Annotated in this window: 2 protein-coding genes; both read left to right on the top strand. The window is 44.2% G+C overall.

The genetic code is table 11. The features are described from left to right. The first annotated feature begins 25 nt into the window (after positions 1 to 25). Positions 26 to 1,672, top strand: a complete 1,647-nt coding sequence (locus K3T83_RS37585) for a carbamoyltransferase family protein (RefSeq protein WP_220208028.1) — start codon at positions 26 to 28, stop codon at positions 1,670 to 1,672. Between the two features lie 232 nt (positions 1,673 to 1,904). Continuing rightward, the gene (locus K3T83_RS37590) at positions 1,905 to 7,211 is read left to right on the top strand and encodes a non-ribosomal peptide synthetase (protein WP_220208029.1); all 5,307 of its coding nucleotides are present in this window, start codon (positions 1,905 to 1,907) and stop codon (positions 7,209 to 7,211) included. Positions 7,212 to 7,217: the final 6 nt, after the last annotated feature.

Below are 7,217 nucleotides of genomic sequence, written 5' to 3' on the forward strand. Positions count from 1 at the left end.
AAAGAGGCGAAAAGGAGATATTTACATGTATATTTTGGGAATAAACTCGGCTTCTCATGATGGTTCCGCCGCTTTGCTGAAAGATGGGCAATTACTCTGTATGATCGAGCAAGAACGCTTGAGCCGAAAAAAAAGGGCATTGAACGAATGGCCTACTGATGCAATTATATCTTGTCTTGAATGGGCTGGTATTACATTAGATGAAGTAGAAGCTATGGCCTTCGGGTGGGATATACCTAAGAAAAGAGCGATTCGCAATCTTCCCTATAATGAAAAAGAATTCTTGGGAATGGTCATACCAAAAGATCGTGTACCACGCACACATACGCCACCTCTCTATTTTGTTCCTCATCATCTAGCACATGCATCTAGCGCTTTCTGGACGAGCAGTTTGGAGCAAGCCACAATATTAGTTATTGATGGACAGGGAGAATCTGAGTCAACAACAATTGCTAAGGGAACTCCTGCTGGCATTGAGCTGCGAGATACATGGGATATTGCGCAATCATTGGGAACTTTTTATGAAGAGGGTGCTAGTTGGGCTGGATTCACGCATTGGGATGCAGGAAAACTTATGGGATTAGCACCATATGGTCTTCCCAACCAAACTACACCACTTACTACTACTCACTATGGATACAGGTTTGCAGATTTTACATCACCTGACGAGGAAAGGATACAGCAAAAAGCGCAGCAAAAGTTTTTACGAGATTATTTTAAACAGAATAATTACCCATTTTCTCAGGGCGACAAAACAGAAGTGATGGCGTACTCTAATTTCGCGGCATCTGTTCAGCGGTCGCTGGAAGAAGTGGTCCTGCAACTTATACGCGTTGCTTGTCAGGAGACTGGATGTAACGATTTGATCCTGGTAGGTGGGGTGGCAATGAATTGTACATTAAACGGTCGTATAGCTCGCTCCAAACTAGTCAATGACTTCTATATTCCTCCTGTACCTTTTGATGCTGGGGTAAGTTTAGGTGCTGCTCTTGTTGTAGATCACAAGCTACATCCAAATCGAAGCATCATGCCTCGTATGCATCATGCCTACTGGGCTCCTCCAAATTCCCAACAAGAAATAAGTGTAGCAATCCAGGCGACAGGCATGCATGCACATCAATTAACTGATAGAGAACTTATTTCTCGTATTGTAACTCATCTAGAAAGTGGGCATTTAGTTGGGTGGTTTCAAGGTCGCGCTGAAGTGGGTCAACGGGCTCTTGGAGCAAGAAGCATCCTGGGTGATCCGCGCAATCGTGCGAACCTGCCGCGTATCAATGCGCTAAAAGGTCGTGAAATTTGGAGACCTCTAGCTCCTAGCATTTTAGAAGATTCTATTGGTGATTTATTTGGAATAAATTTATCTGATCCTTCAGATTTTATGCTTGCTGCTTATAATATTCGTCGCGATATGCAAAGATTGTTACCAGCAGTCGTACATATTGACGAGTCTACTCGACCTCAAGTCGTACACAGAGAGACAAATACAATTTTCTGGGATCTTTTGTTTGCTTTTCGACAAACAACTGGGATACCGGCATTAATAAATACTTCGTTTAATTTAGCAGGAGAACCTATAGTATATAGCCCTGATGATGCTATCTCGACATTTTCTCGCAGCGAACTTGACGTACTGGTTATGGATAATTTTGTAATAGAGAAGTGTGATTAACTCACGCTAGTACCCCTTATTTACGCACTACGATTAATAGGCCAGGAACGTTTAGCACCAGTCCTATCTCTTGATCTGGTCGATTATGCATCATCTTTGATGAAGATACCCCAACAAAGCTACTCCGCACGCCGCAAACGTACATATTCAAACTTGTTTTCATCCCTCGCTATCAACTGGAAAGGATGCCACTGTTGAAGCATAGTGCTTTCAGGGGCTCAGGTACAACTCTATGAACGATTTTAAGCCTCCCTTTCAGAACAATACTACGCTGATAGATATCTTCTATCAGCGCGCAGCAAGTCAGCCAGAGAAAGTTGCGTACATATTTTTACAGGATGGTGAAGCTGTAGAGCTTCGTCTAACCTATGCCGAATTAAATCGAAGGGTACGTGTATTAGCATCCCATCTGCAAAAACTTGTGAAATCTGGCAGTAGAGCCTTATTGCTCTATCCTCCTGGTCTCGACTTTATTATCGCCTTTTATGCATGTTTATCAGCAGGAATTATTGCGGTACCTACATATCCAGTATCCACTACGAAATCAACTCATATGGTAGCTCGTTTGAAGGCAATTTTACAAGATGCAACACCCTCGTTAGTTTTAACGACTTCAGTGATGCAATCACAAGTCCAGGATATCCTGGACTTTCTTGAATACACTGAAAAGGCGCATGTTATACCTACTGATACCATCAAGCAGGGTGTCTCAGGCTGGTATGCGCCTCGCCCGGAAAGGGATACGCTCGCCTTTTTGCAATATACATCTGGTTCGACTGGCACTCCACGAGGAGTTATGGTTAGCCATGTCAATCTATTGCACAATCTAGCAGAAATTCAAAGGGGATTTGTAACACATGCGGATAGCCTAGGAGTAATCTGGTTGCCCCCCTATCATGATATGGGCCTTATCGGTGGCATATTACAGCCATTATATAGCGGGTTCCCTGTTGTCCTATTTGCTCCGGCAGCTTTCCTGCAACGTCCGGTGCGATGGTTGCGAGCTATTTCACGCTATCGCGCCACGGTGAGTGGTGGCCCCAACTTCGCCTATGAGCTATGCTCACAGAAGATATCTCAAGAACAAAAAGACGGGCTGAATCTTTCTAGCTGGAGTTTAGCATTTAATGGGGCTGAGCCGGTACGAGCAAGTACATTAGAACTCTTTTCCTCACGATATGCCGCATATGGCTTTCGTCGGCAAGCTTTTTACCCTTGCTATGGATTGGCTGAAGCAACCCTTCTTGTTACAGGGAGAAAGGAAACTGATCCACCACAGCCTCGTATCTTTGATAATGCATTGCTTTCTCTTGGTTCCGTTCGTGAAGTTGCTTTTGCCACAAAGGGTTCCCGTACACTGGTTGGGTGTGGACAACCAATAGATAAACAACAAATTCTTATCGTTCATCCTGAAACAAAGACTCCTTGTACCGCTAATGAAATAGGAGAAATCTGGATTACAGGTCCAAGTGTAGCTCAGGGATACTGGCAGCGTAACGAGGAATCTCAGCAGGTCTTCGGTCAACATCAGGAAAACATACCAGAAAAAGACTTTTTATGCACAGGAGATCTAGGGTTTATCTATGCTGGTGAGCTTTTTATCACAGGAAGGATAAAGGACCTGATTATTATACGTGGTCGTAATCACTCAGCCTCCGATATCGAGGAGACTGTAGAAAAGTGCAACCCGGAATTGCAGATCGGTGCGAGTGCAGCGTTTGCTCTGGAGAGAGAGGATACAGAGCACCTGGTTCTGGCCTGTGAAATCAAGCGACAATACCGTACTACAGACATGAAAAAACTGGTTAAGTGCATTCGAGAGGGAATTGCAGAAGAGCATGGTATACATGCCTATGCCGTTCTGATACTCAAACCAGGTCGCATACCTAAAACCTCAAGTGGGAAGGTGCAACGTTATCTGTGCCATCAAGGTTTCCTTGATGGAAGCCTCCCGCTACTCTATTCCAGTATTTTGCAAGATGAGACTATTACTGAAGAGGTATTCACTTTAAACCGTGAAATGGTCTTATCCTATGACGAACAGAGCACAAGACAAACTCTCTTGGAGAGGTATCTTCAAACTCAGATTGCCAACATTGCAAGTATTGCATCACATACGATAGAGAAAGAGAAGCCTCTTACAAGCCTGGGTCTGGATTCTCTGATGGTTTTTGAACTTCTGCATCGCATCGAACACGATTTTCAAATCGAAATTCCTGTCACGAAGTTCCTTGAAGGAACCTGCATTGTCCAGCTTGCTCAGCACCTTGTAGATAGCCTTCAGCAAAAAAAAGTGGCCCTTCCTTTACAAAGATATGGAGCTATAGAGGCTCCCTTGTCCTTTGCACAAGAACGTTTTTGGTTTCTTGAACAACTTAGCTCGGAAAAAGCAGTACACTCAATACCAGTAGCGATTAAGATGCAAGGAAAGCTACAAGTGGCAGCTTTACAGCAAAGCTTGAACGAAATCATCCGTCGCCATGAAACTCTGCGATCTGTTTTTCGCATGGTAGAAGGACAATTACGTTCCTGCATTTTACCCTCACTCGAATGCACTATACAGGTACGGGACGTGCATGAGCTTGCCGCACAAGAAGAGAGCATTGCGAGGCTGCTTCAGAAAGAAGCTCGTACACCTTTTGATCTCCAGCAAGGCCCACTTTTGAGGGCAACACTCTTCGCAGTTTGGGAAGAAGAGCATATTTTGCTCTTAGTTCTGCACCATATTATTACTGATGGCTGGTCTATGGGAATCCTGTTGCAAGAGTTGAAGATTCTCTATACATGTTCTGTAACAGATACCACCCCTAAGCTGCCAGAGCTGGTTATTCAATACTCGGATTATATACGCTGGCAGCGAGAATATCTGCAAGAAACGCACTTTAAAAGCCATGCTGCATTCTGGCAAAAATATCTTTCCGATGCTCCCGGTGTACTGGAATTCCCTACTGATCGCCCTCGTTTACCGGTGCAGCGTTTTCGGGGAGCACTATATCCCTTTCTGCTTGACGCTCGCCTGTTACAACGGTGTAAAGAACTTAGCCAGAAAGAAAACTGCACACTGTTCGTAACCCTTTTATCAATATTTGCCATACTTATTTGCAACTATACTGCTCAGAATGATTTTATTATTGGTACACCAACAGTAAATCGTGCAAGAAAAGACATTGGCAACTTAATAGGGTGCTTTGTCAACACGTTGGCATTGCGTTTGAATCTGGCAGGGAAGCCACCATTGCGCGTGCTGATGCAGCGAGTGAGAGAGATTCTATTAAGAGCTTATGCGCATCAGGATCTGCCTTTTGAGCAAGTCGTAGATTTGATACGTCCTATACGCGCCCTGAGCCGAAACCCTCTTGTGCAGATTTTATTTATTTTACAAAAATCATACGAAACTGATTTTTCCCTCCCGGCGTTGAGCTTGACTCCTCTCACTGTCGACAGTGGAACGGCAAAATTTGATATTACCTTTTCGCTAGAAGAGTGTGAGCGAGGATTGAAAGGAACCGTGGAATATAATACGGATCTTTTTACACAAACGACGATTCAGCGCCTCATTACACACTTTCAGCTACTTCTTGAAAGTGCTGTTGCTGATCCAACACAGAGGCTTACTGAGTTACCATTGCTTACGCCACAAGAGCAACAACAGATTATAGGATGGAATGCAACTGCTCGCTCCTATCCTTCCACTATCTGTTTGCATCAAGCTTTTGAAGCTCAGGTTGCTCGAACGCCAGATGTTATCGCCGTTGCTTTTGAGGAGCAGCAACTAACCTATGCTGAATTGAATAGACGAGCAAACCAGTTAGCGCACTACTTGCACATGTTCGAGGCGCATGCAGAAATGCGTGTTGGGATATGTATGGAGCGTTCTCTCGCAATGGTCATTGGATTATTGGGTATTCTCAAGGCCGGTGGTGTCTATATTCCTCTTGACCCTACACTACCTGTGACACGGCTCTTCTCTATGTTGCAAGATGTTGAAATGGAACTTCTTCTGCTTCAGGAGCGTTTCATTCCTCTGTTTGAAGAGATTAAGCTTCCGCTTATTTGCCTTGATAAGAACCGGGATGCTATTGCGCAATACACGGAAGAAAATCCATCTTACAAGGTAGTAAGCGATAACCTGGCATATGTTATTTATACCTCTGGTTCAACAGGAGCGCCAAAGGGTGTAATGAATACACATAGCGGTGTATACAACCGTTTGATGTGGATGCAAGATACTTATGAACTGAAAGAAACCGACCGCGTTCTTCAAAAGACGCCCTTTGGGTTTGATGTTTCCGTCTGGGAATTCTTCTGGCCTCTACTCACTGGAGCCCAGCTGATCCTGGCTCGTCCAGAAGGTCATCGTGACAGTAGATATTTATTATCATTGATTGTGCAGCAATCTATTACAACACTTCATTTTGTTCCCTCAATGCTCTATGCCTTTTTAAAAGAGCAGGATATTAAACAATGTAGGAGTATACAGCGAATATTTTGCAGCGGGGAAATTTTACCAGTTGAGCTTCAACGGGCATGCTTAAAACTATTGAAAGCGCAGTTATACAACCTTTATGGTCCAACAGAAGCCGCCATTGATGTTACCGCCTGGCCTTGTATGGAAGAAGAGCAACAAACGATACCGATTGGGTATCCAATCTCGAACACATCAATTTATCTTTTGAACGAGCAGTTACAACAGGTACCAATTAGAGCAGTCGGAGATTTATATATTGGTGGTGCTGGGGTTGCACGAGGATATTATGGAGAAAGCACTCTAACCGCCGAGAAGTTTATCCCTGATCTTTTCAGCTCTGTTCCCGGTTCGCGTATGTATAAGACTGGCGATAAGGCTCGTTACCGAGAAGATGGCTGCATTGAGTTTATAGGACGGAGTGATTTTCAAGTAAAAATTCGTGGTTGTCGAGTCGAGCTAGGAGAAGTTGAAGCCGCATTACAAAAGCACACTATGGTTAGACAGGCAGTTGTGTTAGCAAAGGAATATGGACCAGCAGACAAACGCCTTGTTGCTTATATAATTCCGAGAAGTGAGCTGCAAGTTTCACAGCATGAGCTACGTACATTTTTACTCAGCAAGCTTCCTGACTATGCAATACCAACCTCAGTTGTTGCTCTTCAGAGCTTCCCCCAGACTCCAAACGGCAAAGTAGACAGAAAGGCGCTTTCCCGTTTGGAAATTTCTAAGGCTTCGTTGTCTTCGGCGCAGATACCACCCCACAGTGCTTTAGAACACACAATAGTAGAGATCTGGCGGGAAGTGCTGCATTGCGATACCGTCAGCATCAATGAGAACTTCTTTGATATAGGAGGTCACTCATTGCTTTTGATAGAGGTAAGGCAAAAGCTTATGGAAACTCTCGGACAAGAGATCACACTCGCCGACTTGTTTCGCTATCCAAGCATACAAGCGCTAGCAACATATTTTACAGAACGAGACAGCGCGCGCCTGTCTGAAGGGATTACCAGAGCAAAGGCCCGCAAAAGATCTCTTGCACTTTTGAAAAAAGATTCGCCTGAGCTGAAATAAAGGGAA

Source organism: Reticulibacter mediterranei, from assembly GCF_016587455.1.

Excerpts from the sequence above, each read along its gene's own strand:
- K3T83_RS37585 (WP_220208028.1), top strand. The coding sequence starts at position 26 with ATGTATATTTTGGGAATAAACTCGGCTTCTCATGATGGTTCCGCCGCT.
- K3T83_RS37590 (WP_220208029.1), top strand. The coding sequence starts at position 1,905 with ATGAACGATTTTAAGCCTCCCTTTCAGAACAATACTACGCTGATAGAT.